We start from the raw sequence: 16,476 nt of genomic DNA on the forward strand, positions 1-16,476 counted from the left end.
TTATGTCATTATAGATATCTAAGAGAGTTAAAAATAAAAGCGAAAGAAAGAAATATTATACCAGATCACCCAGAATTGTGTTAGTTTTATACTGAATTGCCGAAAAAAAAGTTCTCATATGAATAATATTTCATAATTAACGTGGAAATAAGAAATATTACAAGTAATAAATGATGTAATATCTGTATTAAATCTATTTTATTTGACATAAGTACACTCTAAAATATCACTCGCATTGGATAATTGGAGTGTTTCAGTAAAATTTTCTTATCAAAGAATTATTTATTGAACAATAAAAGAGCTTCTTTATTATCTTATTGTTTTTTATGTTCTTTATTCTAATGTTGACGCTATCTGTAAGAGAAAAATGATATTAATGTAAAAATATATAGATTAGTATTTGGATGGCGGTTATTCTTATAGAACTTTAACCGAGTGGAAATGTATATATTTTGAGGTATTGTATTTTTTTTGTTGATATTTAAAATTACAATAGTTTAGTTAGAGGATTATTTTATGCAGTTTATATCGTTGGTGGATTAATGCGCGATTTTATTCGGTGCGCCGTAAAACTTCGCTCTTTAGGGCGACGAAGATGTCAACTTTGAGTAACAAGCCAACGCGACACTAATTAGGTAATTAGCAAAATTTCTGACTCTGCTAATGTAAGAATGATATAGGGTGCGTATCCATTATTCATATGAATAAACTGATTGGGTAATTCATTGATGTTATATGAGTCTCTAATTATAAGGAGGGGTAATTGGAATTGACATTGGGATCAGACCTGGCACGTTTAGTTCGTGTTTGGCGCGCTTTAATTGATCATCGTTTGAAACCGTTGAAATTAACTCAGACGCATTGGGTTACTCTATACAATATTAGTCAGCTGCCTCCAGAGCAGTCACAGATACAGCTCGCGAAAGCTATTGGTATTGAGCAGCCATCTCTGGTGAGAACTCTTGATCAATTAGAAGAAAAGAAACTGATTACGCGTCACACATGTTCCAATGATCGGCGAGCCAAAAGAATCAAATTAACCGGAGAATCTGAAACTTTTATCAGAGAAGTGGATAGTGTTATTGATTTGACAAGGAAAGAAATTTTGGAAGGAATTACTCATGATGAGTTAATTCTCCTATCTTCCGTAATAAAAAAAATCGAAAAAAATATTAACCAATTACATAAACAGGTAATATAAAAGTTAATCAATAATAAAAAAATCGCGGTCCAGATACTGGCAATCCGCGATTTTTTAGTTTTGTGCTACTTGAATGTTTCAGAGTGGTGATACAGTCAGAGAATCTCCACTGTTGGCAATTCTGACTCGTTGTCCTCTGTTGAAACTGACCTGATCCAGTTTTTGTACTACGACGATATTTTTTCCGCTGTCCGTACGGATTTCTAACTCAATACCTTTCGTTTGATCTATAGCACCTTCGATGCCTTGTCCAGCCAGACCACCGGCAATAGCACCTGCGGCTGTAGCAAGCCTTTGACCAGAACCACCACCGACCGTATTACCTAATAACCCGCCTAAAACAGCGCCACCAATGAGACCTAACATATTAGGATCACCAGTTTGTTTACCTTTGATAGTGATAGGACGTACAGAGAGAATGGTGCCATAGGTTACAGTTTGAGCTTGCTTGGCTTGACCAATAGAATAAGTATCACTAGAAAGTGCTCCCATGTCTGCACAACCAGACAATGTGGTAAGGACAACTGCACCAACCAGGAAACGTTTTAACATAGTCACTCCTATTTTAATATCCGATAGAGAAGCCTGATAATAAACCTATAATCAAGCATTCGGCTACTATTGTTAGTAGCAGATACTATTGCTAGCGGCAGGAAGAATAAATTTGCCAACCACTAATGATTCATATCTACATATATAATAAGTGTTCACGATCAACTCCGAAAGGAATAATTCCTGACCAAAAGTTTAGCATGTTTTGTGAAGAGCTCTCCAAAACTCAGATTTTATCTCTGATAATAAACATTAAACATATATAGTCCGAATCGATGTGCTTTATAGTTTACTCAAGATTAAATGTAATCCATTCTTTAATAGGGGAATATTTATGAAGTCAGGGCGTTATATTGGTGTTATGTCTGGCACCAGCATGGATGGAGTTGATGTTATTCTAGCGGAGATTAGTGATAAAGCCGTTACTCAGCAAGTAAGTTATAACCATCCTTTCCCACAAGAACTGAAACAAAAATTGCTTTCTATCTGTCAGGGGCAGCAAACGACATTATCAATGGTGGGAAGATTTGATTATGAACTTGGTACTCTTTTTGCCGAGGCTGTGCAAGGGTTGTTGGATAAGGCTGGTCTAACCGCAAGCGATATTACTGCAATCGGGTGTCATGGGCAGACGGTATGGCATGAGCCAGATGGAGAAAAACCGTTTACTATGCAAATTGGCGACAATAATCGTGTTGCAGCACTGACCAATATTACAACGGTAGGTGATTTCAGACGACGTGATATGGCTTATGGTGGTCAGGGAGCACCTTTGGTTCCGGCATTCCATATGGCGGTATTGGGTCACCCGACCGAGAGGCGTGTTATTTTGAATATTGGTGGCATTGCGAATATTTCCGCGCTTCTGCCTAATTCTGCGGTTAAGGGATATGATACCGGGCCTGGGAACATGCTGATGGATGCCTGGACATGGCAGCATAAGCAAATACCATATGACAAAGATGCGTTGTGGGCCAGTGAAGGCATTGTCAATGAATCTTTACTCCAGGAAATGCTTTCTGACCCTTATTTTGCACGTACTGCACCAAAGAGCACAGGGCGCGAATATTTTAATATGGCATGGCTGGAAAGACAGTTGGCTGATTTCCCTGATGTTTCACCTGTGGATGTTCAGGCAACACTGGCTGAATTAACGGCGGTAAGTATTGCCCAGCAAGTGGTGTTGAGTGGTGGATGCGATCGCCTTCTGGTTTGTGGTGGCGGGGCCCGAAATCCGCTTGTGATGAGTCGATTATCAGCTTTATTGCCAGACGCTGAAGTGGCTACGACAGACAAATATGGATTGAGTGGTGATGACATGGAAGCACTGGCATTTGCTTGGTTGGCATTCCGAACCATGTCCGGATTGTCTGGTAATTTGCCATCAGTAACGGGGGCAGACAGGGAAACGATTTTAGGGGCAATTTACCCTGTAGTGAGCTAAAAATCAGTTGGTAGCTATTTGGCGTGGTTATATAGTTAGTTCTATATAGTTAGCTTTATATAGTTAGCCAGTAGATAGCAATGATATGCTAATACTCATTAAGAAATCGAGAGTTAGAAATGTCTGAACATAATGAAACAGCCATTGCGGAATTGCGCCGCGAATATATACGCGGTGGATTAAGGCGCAAAGATCTTACTAAAGAACCCATTGAACTTTTTGAACATTGGTTAAAGCAGGCCTGTGAAGCTAAACTAAGCGATCCGACGGCAATGTGCATTGCTACAGTAGATGAACATGGTCAACCTTACCAGCGTATTGTTCTATTAAAACATTTTGACGCTCACAGCTTAGTTTTTTATACCAACCTTGGTAGTCGGAAGGCGAAGCATCTGTCCCAGAATAATCGGATTAGCCTCTATTTCCCATGGCATCAATTGGAAAGGCAAGTCAGTTTTCTCGGTAAGGCGGAAAAACTGTCCCCTGCTGAAGTCATAAAATATTTCCATAGCCGTCCAAGAGATAGCCAAATTGCCGCTTGGGCTTCCCAACAATCTTCACGAATTTCTGCCAGAGGTATTTTGGAAGGTAAGTTCTTGGAGCTGAAACAAAAGTTTCTTAATGGAGAAGTTCCTTTGCCCAGTTTTTGGGGAGGATTCAGAGTTGAATTTGATTCTGTGGAATTCTGGCAGGGAGGCGCCCATCGTCTTCACGATCGTTTTTTGTATCAGCGTGAAGGTGACGAATGGCATATTGATCGCTTAGCGCCTTAACAACCTATACCTTATACAAAATGCCCTGTGCCGAATGAACCTCAATGACCTTCAAATTGCAGTCAATAATGCAGTGATTTGAAAGGTAAAGAGTGTAATTACCATTTTTAATACTGGCACTTATATTACTGGCGTTTTATGCTATAGCACGTGATTTATAACGAGATACTTATATAGGCATATAGGTAAATTATACAAACCGATGGAGTCATTAATGTCTAGCAATAACCTGATAAAACAACTGCAAGAGCGGGGCCTTATTGCCCAGGTAACGGATGAAGAGGCGTTAGCTGAGAGACTGGCGCAAGGTCCGGTTTCTCTCTATTGTGGCTTCGATCCTACCGCTGACAGCTTGCATTTGGGCCATCTGGTTCCCTTGCTGTGTTTAAAACGATTCCAACTTGCTGGGCATAAGCCTATTGCGTTGGTCGGTGGTGCTACAGGTTTGATTGGCGATCCTAGCTTTAAAGCAACTGAGCGCAAATTAAACACAGAAGAAACAGTCAAAGAATGGGTTGAGAAAATTCGCAAGCAGGTTTCGCCATTCCTCAGTTTTGATGGTGAGAATGGTGCAGGATTAGCCAATAACTATGATTGGTTTGGTGAAATGGATGTGCTGACTTTCCTGCGTGATATTGGTAAGCATTTTTCCGTTAATCAGATGATCAACAAAGAAGCGGTGAAGCAACGTTTAAATCGTGATGATGTTGGTATTTCCTACACAGAATTTTCTTATAACCTGTTACAGTCCTATGATTTTGCTAACCTGAATGGAAAATATGGTGTTGAATTGCAGATTGGTGGTTCAGATCAGTGGGGCAATATTACTTCAGGTATTGATTTGACTCGTCGCTTACACCAGAAACAAGTGTTTGGTATGACAGTACCATTGATCACTAAATCAGATGGTACTAAATTCGGTAAGACTGAAGGCGGGGCAGTTTGGTTGGATCCGAAGAGAACCAGTCCGTACAAATTCTACCAGTTCTGGATTAACACAGCAGATGCAGATGTTTACCGTTTCCTGAAATTCTTTACTTTCATGAGCATTGAAGAAATTAATGCACTGGAAGAAGAAGACAAAAATAGCGGTAAAGCGCCACGTGCTCAGTATATATTGGCAGAGCAAGTCACCAAATTAGTGCATGGAGAAGTAGGTCTTGCTGCGGCTAAGCGCATTACTGAGAGTTTATTCTCTGGTGCTGTGGCTGATTTGACTGAAGATGACTTTGCACAACTGGCTCAAGACGGTATGCCAGCGATTGAACTTGAAAATGGGGCTGACTTGCAACAAGCACTGGTTTCTGCTGAGTTTGTTCCTTCCCGTGGGCAAGCGCGTACTATGATCAGTTCCAATGCAGTTTCTATCAATGGCGAAAAACAATCTGAGCCTATGTATGTATTTACGGACGGTGATCGTTTGTTCGGGCGTTATACTTTGTTACGTCGTGGTAAAAAACATTATTGCCTTATCGACTGGAAATAATTCATAAAGTGTTACTAAAGGGCAACATCACTGTTGCCCTTTAAGTATCTGGCATCTTTATCAGCTACTCACGGATCTTAAAATATAAATTAGGCCCTATAATGAAAAATGTTCTTTCAATTCAGTCTCATGTAGTCTTTGGTCATGCGGGAAACAGCGCGGCTGTTTTTCCAATGAGTCGTATGGGAGTGAACGTATGGCCATTAAATACGGTTCAGTTTTCTAACCACACTCAATATCCTCAATGGCGTGGATGTGTAATGCCGCCAGAACATCTGACAGAAATTGTGCAGGGAATTAGCGAAATTGATAAATTGGCATCCTGCAATGCTGTTCTGAGTGGTTATATCGGCTCTGCGGAGCAGGGGAATCATATTCTCGATATTGTGAAGCAGGTTAAGAAAGCTAATCCTGAAGCATGGTATTTCTGCGATCCTGTCATGGGACACCCAGAAAAGGGATGTATTGTTGCATCTGGTGTTGCTGAATTTTTTTGTGAGAAGGTATTACCAGTCAGTGATATTATTGCACCTAATTTACTGGAGCTTGAAACACTGGCTATGCGGAAAATTGAAAATGTAGAACAAGCCATATCCGCAGCGCGTGAATTATGTGAAAAAGGCCCTAAGATAGTGTTAGTTAAGCACTTAAGCCGTGCAGGTTACCGAGCAGATTGTTTTGAAATGCTCTTAGTGACTAAAGAACATAGTTGGCATGTTAGTCGCCCATTGATTGATACGGGAGTGCGTCAACCGGTTGGTGTTGGTGACTTAACCAGTGGTTTATTCCTTGTCAATTTATTGAAAAGCCCATCTTTGACAAACATAGCATTACAAGCTGCATTAGAACATATTACAGCGGCAGTTTATGAAGTGATGTTGGAAACGCAAAAAAGTGAGGAGTTTGAATTACAGCTCGTTGCTGCTCAAGATAAGATAGTTAAACCAACACATCAATTCAACGCATCACAAATTGACTGATCGTTAAAGATGATATACCCAGTAAATTTCAGGTTGAAATTAATCCTTCTGCTTTTAAAGCATCATAAATATGTGGAATCGAACGATGACGAATAAATAAGAATCCACAATGGTGAAATGATTTCCAGCAATATATACCCAATGGATTTCAAGATGCGTCGCGGCGGCAAGGGAATGAATCCCCGGGAGCATAGATAACTATGTGACCGGGGTGAATGAGCGCAGCCAACAAAGAGGCAACTTGAAAGACGAAGAGTATAGGCTTCTGGTGACTTTAATGGATATTTATTTTGCATATATAACAAAATAAGGAATTATTATCCATTTTAATGCGATAAATTGATTAAAATGAAAGTGGGTAGAAAAGTGTAGAATAAAGAAATAAGCCCAGCTTGATAATATTGCTGGGCTTATTTAATATCCTTTTCATCTTTCAAGTTGCTGTTTTGTTGATTGCAACTTGAAATCTATTGAGGATACGAACAATCAGTTATTGAGCTTATTTCAATTCCAACTCGTTCATAGCAGCGATGCTGAAACCACCGTCAACGTGCAGAATTTCACCTGTCACACCACCAGACAGATCAGAACACAGGAATGCAGCAGCATTACCAACATCTTCCGTCGTTACAGTACGGCGAATCGGTGTGACTGCTTCACAATGAGCCAGCATTTTACGGAAATCCTTGATACCGGAAGCTGCCAGTGTACGGATTGGGCCAGCAGAGATGCCGTTAACGCGAATGCCTTCAGCACCCATTGCATTTGCCATATAACGTACGTTGGCTTCCAGAGAGGCTTTCGCCAGACCCATTACGTTATAGTTAGGAATTGCACGTTCTGCACCCAGATAGCTCAAGGTAAGCAGGGCTGAATTAGGGTTCAGCATTTCACGGCATGCTTTCGCCATTGCAACGAAGCTGTATGCACTGATGTCATGTGCAATTTTGAAGCCTTCACGGCTGACGGCATTAACATAGTCGCCATCAAGCTGTTCAGCCGGAGCATAACCGATAGAGTGAACGAATCCGTCGAATTTAGGCCATACTTTGCCTAATTCGGCGAACAATGCATCGATACTTTCGTCTTCAGCCACGTCACACGGCAGAACGATATTAGAATTCAGGGATGCAGCGAATTCTTCGACACGAGGTTTCAACTTGTCATTTTGGTAGGTAAAAGCCAGCTCTGCACCTTGTTCGTGCATTGCTTTAGCAATCCCATAAGCGATAGACAGTTTGCTGGCGACGCCAGTAATGAGAATGCGCTTGCCGGTCATGAAACCCATAGCAGTATCCTTATTGTTCTTTGTGATCAAAATAGTTCTTTGTGATCAAACACTAATAGTCATGAGTAACAAAATGATATACCCAACATGACCATAGTGTTTATTGTTAATAAACGGGGACAATTCTATCACGCCGGAGAAAAATGTGGTGAGTTTCCCACGCTGTTCCGATCAGTGAATAAAATGCACCCAATTAAAATATTAGGTGAGATCCTGACGCCATGCTTCAGCAGACAAGGCTTCACCAAAATGGCTGGCTATCAACTTGCGTGTAATATCATGCAGTGGAGAAGCCAGTACCTCCGCTGTATTGCCACGCTCTACAACTTCGCCTTGATGCATTACCAGTACTTGATCACTGATATGTTTCATCATACCGAGATGTTGAGTGACATAGATATAAGAAATACCGTGTTTTTCTTGTAATTCCAGCATCAGGTTGATGATTTGAGAGCGCATCGACATATCAAGAGAAGCCAATGCTTCGTCTGCGACAATAATTTGTGGCTGCAATATCAAAGCCCGGGCCAGAGCCACACGCTGTTTCTGTCCTGATGCCAGCATATGTGGATAATAATTGGCGTGGTCTGGTAATAAACCTACTTGGCGCAATGTCTGATTGATTCGTTTCTCCCGTTCGGAAGGGGATAGCTCTGTATTCAGGATTAATGGCATATCCAAAATCTGGCCGATGCGCTGGCGGGGATTCAACGAAGTGCTGGGATCCTGAAAAATCATGCGGATGCGCTGGCTACGGTAACTGTAATCACCATAAGCCAGCTTATGGTTGTTAATCAGAATTTCACCCGAAGTAGGTTCAATAACCCCTGATAGCATTCTCGCCAAAGTGGATTTGCCAGAGCCATTTGCACCAATAATGGCCAGTGTTTTTTTAGACTGTAAAGTAAAGCTCACGGGTTTTACCGCATTAAGATGATGGCGGCGAAATAGCCCGGTGCGATAACGGAATGTTTTAGTCAGGTTTTTGACTTCCAATAATGTGTCAACCACTTACTATTCTTCCATATTCAAGGGGAAATGGCAGGCGAATGCATGATTCTTAATCACCCGTAACCGAGGGGTTGCTATGCAGGTTTTCTGTGCATAGGGACAACGTGGTCCCAAACGGCATCCTATCGGCAGATGTTCCAGTGACGGGATAGCTCCGGGTAATGTATTTAATCGGCTCTTATGCGGTAGTGGGCTGCCAAAATCAGGAATTGAACGGATCAGCGCTTGTGTATAGGGATGATAAGGTTTTATCAGCAACTCATCCGGCGTGGCACTTTCTACTGTTTGACCGCAATAAAGTACATTGATGCGTTTCACCAGTTTGCTCATCATTTGTAGATCATGGCTGATCAACAGAATTGTCATGTTGTTATTCTGATTTAAGCTCGACAGCAAACGGAATATCTGAGCCTGTGTGGTTGGTTCCATTGCATTGGTTGGCTCATCTGCAATCAGCAAGCGTGGTTGATTGGCAAGAGCAATGGCAATCATCACTTTTTGACATTCACCTTCCGTTAATTCATAAGGATAACTGTGCATGATGTCATAGTGGTCTTTGATGCCAACGCGATGCAGCAGTTCAATTGCACGGCGCTTTCTCCAATTAAATCTCTGCCACCAACGGCCCTTAAACGTCCATCCGGGAATAGCTTGAATAAGCTGCTTACCCACATTTTCTGATGGATCGAGGCATGATTGCGGTTCTTGAAAAATCATTGAGATATTGTGACCAATCACTTTACGGCGCTGCCGTGGTGTCAGGCGCAACAAGTCAATATCATTGAAACGAAAACGATCAGCGGTAACTTTAAGATTATCTTTTGTGACGCCACATATCGCTTTGGCAATCAAACTCTTACCTGATCCTGATTCGCCAGCCAAACCGAGAATTTCACCTTCTGTCAGTGAAATACTCATGCGCTCAACCGCTTTGACGGGGCCTTCTGCCGTCATAAACTCGATGGTGAGGTTTCGAATATCAAGCAATGGCATTATTCGACTCCTGCGTTAATGGCCCGGTGGAGTCCGTCACCCAGTAAGTTAACCAATAGAACGCTGAGCATAATTGCGCCTCCCGGCAACATCACAGTCCATGGCGCAGCATAGATCAATTCCAATGAATCTCCCAGCATCGCACCCCATTCAGGTGATGGCAGCCGTGCACCAAGATCGAGGAATCCCAAGGCTGCAATATCAAGGATAGCGATGGAAAGTGTACGCGTTAGCTCAGTGACTATTACCGCAGTGATATTAGGAAAAACGGCATAGCGTAAAATATGGTAGTTTGATGCGCCATCCAAACGTGCTGCAATAATATATTCCTTATCCAATTCGTCATGTACAGCCGTATAAATAGTGCGCACTATTCTTGGCAGTAACGCCAGCCAGACAGCTATCATGGCATGATGCAGACTGGCTCCAGCGAAAGCAACAACAATAATCGCCAGCAATAAAGAAGGAATAGAGAGTAAGGTATCAAGGATATGGTTCAGGATCGCAGACTTAAACCCGTGGGTCATCCCTGCGAGGCTGCCGATGATTAGTCCCACAATGGCTGCCGCCGCGGTTACAACCAGTGCAGATCCGAATGTGGAAGATGTACCAATCAGCAGGCGGCTGAAAATATCACGACCGAGATCATCGGTTCCGAGAAAAAAGGCGACATTACCGTGATGTGACCATGAAGGTGGCATCAGTTGATCCAGAAATTGCTGATCAAGCTGATAGGGGGCGAGATGGTTTCCCAACAAGCTCAATGCAATTAAAACCAGTACCCCATAGAAACCCGTCATCGCTAATATGTCAGCATAGAAAAACCGACAAATAACTTTCAATGGCGACGGCATTTTCTTTTCTTGGTAAAAATTATCTAAGGGCATACCATTCCTTATGCTTCAGAGAATTAGCCATCGCGCCGATGATATCTGTCAACACATTAACTGAGATAACCAACGTGCCTATCACCATAACTCCTGCTGAAATGACTGAATAATCCTGCTGGCGAATAGCACTGATAAGCCAGCGTCCTAAACCGGGCCAGTTAAATACCTGTTCTGTCACCATCGCTAATGTGAGCATGGTTGAAAATTGCAATCCCAGTTTGGGAATGATGGGGGGTAAAGCGTTATGCAGCAGGTGACGGCGAATAATTGTCAACCGTGACAAGCCGCGTGTTGCTGCTGATTTAATATAATTTGCGGTTGATATTTCCTCAGTGCTATTACGCATTAAACGAATGACTTCCGTTGTGGGAGCAACAGCCAGCGTGATAACGGGCAGAATCATGTGCAGAATAACACTCATGATCATCTCATTACGATGAGGTGATTTCGACAACCAGGAATCAATCAATGCCGAACCAGTCACGGGTTCCATCCGATAGAGCAAATCAAATCGCCCTGAAACGGGTAGCCATCCTAAGTAAAGTGAAAAAAGCAGCGTCAGCAAAAGAGCTAACCAGAAAACCGGGATGGAAAAACCACAGAGAGCAAATGTGCTGATAATGACATCGACTTTTTTATTGCGCCAGACACCCGCGATAATCCCCAGAGGGATACCGACTAACAGAGCCATGGAAAAAGCAAGAATACAAAGTTCCATTGTTGCGGGGAGAACATCATACAATTGTTCAATAATTCGTTCCCCATTAATGCTGGAAATACCAAAATTCCATTGGAGCAACCCACTGAAATAATGAATGAAGGCATCTGTCAGTGAGGCACCGCTCAAGGGGCCATGAGGTGTGAAATACATCAGGCTGAAACTGATTAATGAAAGAAAAAACAACGTCACAACCAGAAGCAGCAAACGACGTAAGATATAAATAATCATTTGCTTTCCTCTTTATTTTCATCAGGCGTGGTGGTTATTTGTTCGCGGTACACACTGCCAAAGGGACTATTACCAAACGGGCTTAGTACCAGGCCTTTGATGTTATGACGAAATATTTGCAAACGCATCGCATAAGCCAGTGGCAGTACAGGTAATTGCTGTGCCAGAATTTCTTGTGCAACATGATAATTTTTGATGCGTGAAGCAAGCTGTTGATTTAATAAAGCCTGATGAAGTGCATTATCGAAATCAGCATTACACCAACGACTTAGGTTAGTTTGGGAGGCGATAGCCGCACAACTCAGTAATGGACGGAAAAAACTATCGGGATCGTTGCTATCAGTAGACCATCCAGCCAATGTCATATCATGGGTTTTGTCCATCAGTTGATTTTCTTGGTAACGGCCTTCGACGGGGCGGATAGACATTTCAACCCCGACCTGAGCCAAATCCGCCTGAATGAGTTCCGCCATTTTCAGGGGACTTGGATTATAGGATTGTGAAGCAGTCGGCACCCATAATGTTAACTTCAATCCATGTAATCCCAACTCACCTAACATCTTGCGGGATCTTTCAGGGTTGTATTCGGTAATTTCGGCACGATTATCATACGCCCATGATGCACGTGGCAAGATCGACGCCGCTGTTTCAGCAGTACCGTAATAGATGGATTTCATCAGGCGTTGATTATTGATGGCATAAGCAATCGCTTGACGAACCTCCAATTTATCCAACGGCGGTTTGCTGGTATTAAATGCAAGATAGGCGATGTTCATGCCTGAACGTAATGTCTGGCGTAGGTTTGGGTCATCATGCAAAATATTCCACTGGTTGGCATCGGGATAGGCCAGTACATCGCATTCACCCGTGAGCAGTTTTGATATTCTGCCTGTACCACCGGCCCCGGCATCTATAACAACCTGTTCCATGCGTGGTTTACCTTTCCAATATTTATCATGACGGACAAGGCGGATAAATTGTTCCATCTGATAATCCTCTAGCATGAATGGCCCCGTTCCTACAGGTTTCCAGTCAATCTCTCTCTGCTGATTTATCTGCTGCAATTTTTGAGCATATTCCTGAGACAGTATAGGAGCATAGTATGTTGCCAGATGCCAAATAAAAGAAGCGTCGGGGGCTTTAAGACGAAATTCGACGGTATACTTATCGATTTTTCGAATATTCTGTACTGAATCACCAAATTGCAGGCTATCAAAATAGGGATAGTGACCACCATTAACATTATGATAATAATGTGTTTTATCGAAAACGCGGCGGAAGCTGAACACCACATCATCAGCGTTCATAGTGCGGGTCGGTGTAAACCAATTCGTCGTTTGGAAAGCAACATTATGGCGCAGGTGAAAGCGATAAGTTGCTCCATTGTCGCTTACTTCCCAGTCAGAAGCCAGCTCAGGAATTAAACGATAGGTAAGGGGATCAACGCCCAGCAGGCGATTGTAGATTTGTGCTGCAAGAGTATCCACGGTCAAACCGCTGATGCTCAATTGTGGATTAAATGTATTCAGGTTGCCATTAACGCAATAGATAAAACCATTCTGTCTTAATTTGCTTGAAATATAAGACAAATTTTCTGAGGCGTTGTCAGGTATAGATTCAGGCAGCGTTTCAATCGTTTTTGGAATAGGTTCCGAGATTGATTCTGAAATGGTTTGCACTGATGTGGTTTGCACAGGTGTCGTTTTCACGGATTCTGGAGTAGTGTTCTCAGCTGTCAGGGCAGGAGCAGCGAGCAATAATATAACCCAGTAAATCAAATAGCGCATATAAAACGTCATTCATAAAAAAGAGTTCGGCTATTGTAACTTAATTAACGCTTTTTGCTCAAAAACAACGATCAGATCACGTTAATGAGAAAAATTCTCAATAAAGTGCTTTACAAATAGAATTGAGACGTATTATCATTCGTACCGTGCTTTCGGGAAAACATCTTTGCAATACCCAGGATGTAATCTTCAGGAAGGCACGACATTGCTCACATTGCTTCCAGTATTTTATTAGCCGGCTCGGGTGCCGGCTATTTTTTTATCCGTTTATTCATCGCCAAGTTGCCACTGTGATTTATCAGCATGGTTTACCAAAATCTGAAATCGATTAGCTACCAGGGGTTACGCATGAAATTTTCTTTGTTCGGGCAACTTAATTTATCAACAGTCTATTTTAGTACTGATGGGGATATCATCATTTCTGAAGATTTACCTTGGAAAAAGAGAATCATGTGTTGGATATATTTTACTCATATATACTTATTGAGATCAAACAGGACAGTCAATCTCGGCTAAACGTACTCAAAATCCAATTTAAAATCACAGTATGCTAAAATTGATTAAATAACAGGGCTTCCATGTAGCTTGCCACGCTGATTAGCGCATTATTTTACGATCTGACACAAGATAAGCTGGTACAAATCCCCAAACAAGGTGAACGTCGAGAACGTGAATTACAAGAGCTGGTAAAGAAAGGCAAGCGACCAGTGGCGTTGTTTGTTGATGAAGCTCATGATCTGAACGGGCATACGTTAACCGGATTAAAACGGTTGATGGAAGTCGTGGAAGACGGTGGTGGCCGCTTATCGGTGGTTTTAGCCGGTCATCCAAAACTGCGTAATGACCTGCGTCGGCCAACCATGGAAGAGATTGGATACCGCACGGATATTTTCACGCTGGACGGGAGCACCGGCAGCCAACGGGAATACATTCAGTAGTTGCTTAACACCAGCATGGGGAAAGGAAAAACAGAAAACATTCTGACGACGGATGCTATCGATTTGCTGGCGATGAAACTTCGTACACCACTTCAGGTTCAGTTGCATCTGACACTGGCCATGGAAGCTGGTTATCAGACCGGTGAAAAACCAATAACGGCGACACTGATAGAATCGGTATTCTCGCGACAACTTGATGATCTGGAACCCACACTAACACGCCATGGTTATCGTCTAAAAGATATGGTGGAACAATTCGATGCCAAATCCGCTGAAATTAGGGCATTGCTTAACAATCAGCTCGATCCGGTTCGCACAGCAGAGTTGCGCGACAGAATGTTGGCGGTTGGACTGCCGATATAATGGATTTCATTTGCAATTATTGTGAGCAGAAAAAGCGGATAAATGCGAGCACGGCTGTTTTTAAACGCGAGCAGCTACACCTAGTAGCGCACGTCCGGCGCTGTGTGGGGGCCGGTAACGGCTATCCCTGCCGCGACCGTATAAATTAGACCCGTTTGCCCTGTCCATATATGGTAAAGTAATTATGAACATCTCAAAAGATTGCTAAACTGATCAGAAAGCAACATTTTTAGTGTGTTATTCTTGTTGTTGATTTTATCTTCTCTCAAATTCGCATGGAGATATTTAGATGCCAAAAACCCATGTGGGGCTCTTTTTTGGAGGGAAATCTTCCGAACATGAAGTCTCTCTTCAATCAGCGAAAAATATCCTTGATGCTATAGATAAAGAAAAGTTCGATGTGTCACTCATTGGCATAGACAAAGAAGGTATATGGCATCTTAACGAAGCTTCTGGATTCTTGCTTAATGCAGATAATCCCTCTCTTATTGCATTGAATCAGTCAGGAAGACACGTTGCACTTGTCCCGGGACAAGTGCAAAACCAGCTGATCGAATCTAGAAATGCTCAATTGCTTTCACAATTAGATGTTATCTTTCCTATTGTACACGGCACACTGGGAGAAGATGGTTCATTACAGGGATTACTTCGTATGGCTAATCTCCCTTTCGTCGGTTCCGGGGTACTTGGCTCCGCCGTATGTATGGATAAAGATGTGACCAAACGCCTGCTTCGAGATGCAGGATTGACAGTGGCACCTTTTACATGCCTTAACCGCCATAAACGTCATGAGCTGAGCTTTGAAAAAATTCAGACACAATTAGGTATGCCAGTGTTCATAAAACCCGCTAACCAAGGTTCTTCTGTAGGTGTCAGTAAGGTGGCTACTCCTGAAGAGTTTGAAATAGCGCTTGAACTCGCTTTCACCTTTGACAACAAACTGCTAATAGAAAAAGCCATTGATGGAAGAGAAATTGAGTGTGCGATACTAGGCAATGAATATCCTGAAGCAAGTATATGTGGGGAAGTTGTACTTAGTGGCGGCTTCTACTCTTATCAAACCAAATATATTGAAAGTGAAGGTGCAAAGATAGTTGTACCTGCCCAGATAAGTCAGGATATCAGCGAGCGTATACGGAATGTAGCCTTAAAAGCATTTGAGGTTCTTGGTTGTGCAGGAATGGCTCGAGTAGATTTATTTATGACTGAAGACAAGCAGATTGTGATTAATGAAGTTAACACTCTACCAGGCTTTACCAACATAAGCATGTATCCAAAACTGTGGGAAGCAAGTGGCCTTAGCTATACAAACCTAATCACGCGACTTATTGATTTAGCTATAGAACGCCACCGAAACGAAACACAACTAAAGAGCTCAATCTTCTAACAATTATGGTCTCCTAATATATGCGCCTGAAGTTCTTGTTTAGCTCTTTTCTCATTATGTGAATGGAAATCTTTAGTACATAGAATTACTTATATAATTCTTCTATTTTCCATCATTTATGATATAAATCATTAAAATCCTTTTCCTTATAATAATCTTGTTCAGTTAAAGTTGTAGCGATAATATATTTAACATCTTCTAGATCTAAATACTGACTTCTTCACTGTCTCAGAAATTAGTTTCCGATCCTTATAAAGCACTCGCCGTCAATCCCATCATAACAGAAAATATTCAAAACGTGAAATATCTCACGCTATTTTTAAATAAGAAGGCTTGGAATTACAGATTTATTATCTTTTTTTTACCATTTTATAGCTATAAACTCTAAATATTGGCATTTTATTAATATAATATTTCATTATTGAGTCATGGGT

Annotated in this window: 13 protein-coding genes and 1 pseudogene; 7 read left to right on the forward strand and 7 right to left on the reverse strand. The window is 41.9% G+C overall.

Translation table 11 applies throughout. The features are described 5' to 3' along the window. The first annotated feature begins 763 nt into the window (after positions 1–763). Positions 764–1,201: a transcriptional regulator SlyA gene (gene slyA, locus AB204_RS07740; protein WP_047962813.1), complete on the forward strand. Its 438-nt coding sequence runs from the start codon at positions 764–766 to the stop codon at positions 1,199–1,201. A 78-nt stretch (positions 1,202–1,279) separates the two neighbouring features. On the opposite strand, the gene AB204_RS07745 is transcribed toward slyA, so the two are convergent. Next, a complete protein-coding gene (locus AB204_RS07745) occupies positions 1,280–1,753 on the reverse strand; it encodes an outer membrane lipoprotein (RefSeq protein ID WP_047962814.1) in 474 nt (157 codons plus the stop codon). Between the two features lie 334 nt (positions 1,754–2,087). Here AB204_RS07745 and anmK point away from each other — a divergent pair, with 334 nt between their 5' ends. From anmK to pdxY, 4 genes are all read left to right on the forward strand, one after another. Next, positions 2,088–3,197 carry an anhydro-N-acetylmuramic acid kinase gene (gene anmK, locus AB204_RS07750; RefSeq protein ID WP_047962815.1) on the forward strand — a complete coding sequence of 370 codons (1,110 nt, stop codon included), beginning with the start codon at positions 2,088–2,090 and terminating at the stop codon, positions 3,195–3,197. 119 nt (positions 3,198–3,316) lie between these two features. Then, positions 3,317–3,970: a pyridoxamine 5'-phosphate oxidase gene (pdxH, locus tag AB204_RS07755; RefSeq protein ID WP_047962816.1), complete on the forward strand. Its 654-nt coding sequence runs from the start codon at positions 3,317–3,319 to the stop codon at positions 3,968–3,970. A 214-nt stretch (positions 3,971–4,184) separates the two neighbouring features. Further along, on the forward strand, positions 4,185–5,456 hold the full coding sequence (gene tyrS, locus AB204_RS07760; protein ID WP_047962817.1) for a tyrosine--tRNA ligase: 1,272 nt from the start codon (positions 4,185–4,187) through the stop codon (positions 5,454–5,456). Between the two features lie 101 nt (positions 5,457–5,557). Beyond that, positions 5,558–6,436, forward strand: a complete 879-nt coding sequence (gene pdxY, locus AB204_RS07765; protein ID WP_047962818.1) for a pyridoxal kinase PdxY — start codon at positions 5,558–5,560, stop codon at positions 6,434–6,436. Positions 6,437–6,935: 499 nt separating this feature from the next. On the opposite strand, the gene fabI is transcribed toward pdxY, so the two are convergent. The 6 genes from fabI to sapA all read right to left on the reverse strand — a co-directional run bounded on the left by fabI (position 6,936) and on the right by sapA (position 13,354). After that, positions 6,936–7,724: an enoyl-ACP reductase FabI gene (gene fabI, locus AB204_RS07770; RefSeq protein ID WP_047962819.1), complete on the reverse strand. Its 789-nt coding sequence runs from the start codon at positions 7,722–7,724 to the stop codon at positions 6,936–6,938. Positions 7,725–7,925: 201 nt separating this feature from the next. Next, a complete protein-coding gene (sapF, locus tag AB204_RS07775; RefSeq protein ID WP_047962820.1) occupies positions 7,926–8,735 on the reverse strand; it encodes a putrescine export ABC transporter ATP-binding protein SapF in 810 nt (269 codons plus the stop codon). 3 nt (positions 8,736–8,738) lie between these two features. Next, the gene (sapD, locus tag AB204_RS07780; protein WP_047962821.1) at positions 8,739–9,728 is read right to left on the reverse strand and encodes a putrescine export ABC transporter ATP-binding protein SapD; all 990 of its coding nucleotides are present in this window, start codon (positions 9,726–9,728) and stop codon (positions 8,739–8,741) included. Continuing rightward, positions 9,728–10,615 (reverse strand): putrescine export ABC transporter permease SapC, encoded by an 888-nt coding sequence (gene sapC, locus AB204_RS07785; RefSeq protein WP_047962822.1) that lies wholly within the window; start codon positions 10,613–10,615, stop codon positions 9,728–9,730. The genes sapD and sapC overlap by 1 nt, the downstream gene beginning before the upstream one ends. Continuing rightward, on the reverse strand, positions 10,602–11,567 hold the full coding sequence (gene sapB, locus AB204_RS07790) for a putrescine export ABC transporter permease SapB (RefSeq protein WP_047962823.1): 966 nt from the start codon (positions 11,565–11,567) through the stop codon (positions 10,602–10,604). Before sapB ends, sapC begins: the two co-directional genes overlap by 14 nt. Further along, a complete protein-coding gene (gene sapA / locus AB204_RS07795) occupies positions 11,564–13,354 on the reverse strand; it encodes an ABC transporter substrate-binding protein SapA (RefSeq protein ID WP_047962824.1) in 1,791 nt (596 codons plus the stop codon). The genes sapB and sapA overlap by 4 nt, the downstream gene beginning before the upstream one ends. Before the next feature lie 584 nt (positions 13,355–13,938). Between sapA and AB204_RS23440 the strand changes: the two are divergent. Further along, a pseudogene (locus tag AB204_RS23440) lies at positions 13,939–14,655 on the forward strand (AAA family ATPase); the annotation flags it as partial. Positions 14,656–14,944: 289 nt separating this feature from the next. Further along, a complete protein-coding gene (gene ddlA / locus AB204_RS07805) occupies positions 14,945–16,042 on the forward strand; it encodes a D-alanine--D-alanine ligase (protein WP_047962825.1) in 1,098 nt (365 codons plus the stop codon). Positions 16,043–16,476: the final 434 nt, after the last annotated feature.

Origin of the sequence: Xenorhabdus khoisanae (assembly GCF_001037465.1) — a bacterium.
Lineage (GTDB): Bacteria > Pseudomonadota > Gammaproteobacteria > Enterobacterales > Enterobacteriaceae > Xenorhabdus > Xenorhabdus khoisanae.